The following is a 655-nucleotide window of genomic DNA, read 5'->3' on the forward strand; positions in this document are numbered from 1 at the left end:
CGTGGCGCAGGTGCCGCTCTACGCGGAATTCTACCGCCTCCTGTGCCGCGCCGACGATCCCTTGGCCGGGCGCGCGCGCATCACCTGGGCCGAACTCGCGGACCTGCCGCTGTGCCTTCTGCCCGGCGACATGCAGAACCGCCGCATCCTCAACCAGTTGCTGGCCGAATCCGGCGTCACCGCCGCCGCGCGCATCGAATCGAACTCGACCATCGCGCTGGTCGCCCATGTCAAGACGGGGCGCTGGGTGTCGATCGTGCCCAAGGCGCTGGCCCAGATGTTCACCGCGGCGGGCGACCTCGTCGCCCTGCCCGTGACCGACCCCGAGGCCGAGCATCTGGTGGGCCTCGTGACCGCCCGGCGCGACCCCGTGACGCCGATGGTGCAGGCGCTGATCGACGCGGCCGAACGGCTGGCGCGCGGGGCCTGAGCCCGCCTATTCGCCCATCCGCAGGACACCCCCCGCCAGCAAGGCGACCATCGACGCCTGGTCCAGATAGCCCGTTTCCTCCATCCCGCGGCTGTCCTGGAACCGCCGGATCGCGCGGCGCGTCCGGTCGTCGAACACCCCGTCCACCGCACCGGGTCGAAAGCCCAGGTTGTCCAGCCGCTGCTCGATCAGGTTGCGCGCCAGCCCGTTCAGGTTCAGCGCATC

Annotated in this window: 2 protein-coding genes; one reads left to right on the plus strand and one right to left on the minus strand. The window is 71.1% G+C overall.

The features are described 5' to 3' along the window. The coding region (locus ACLD7X_RS17745; protein WP_411425013.1) for a LysR family transcriptional regulator substrate-binding protein at positions 1-430 on the plus strand (430 nt) is incomplete at its 5' end. Positions 431-436: 6 nt separating this feature from the next. Here ACLD7X_RS17745 and ACLD7X_RS17750 read toward each other — a convergent pair. Beyond that, a partial coding sequence (locus ACLD7X_RS17750) for a peptidoglycan-binding domain-containing protein (protein WP_411425014.1) occupies positions 437-655 on the minus strand: 219 nt, incomplete at its 5' end.

Origin of the sequence: Aphanothece microscopica RSMan92 (assembly GCF_046613545.2) — a bacterium.
Lineage (GTDB): Bacteria > Cyanobacteriota > Cyanobacteriia > PCC-6307 > Cyanobiaceae > NIES-981.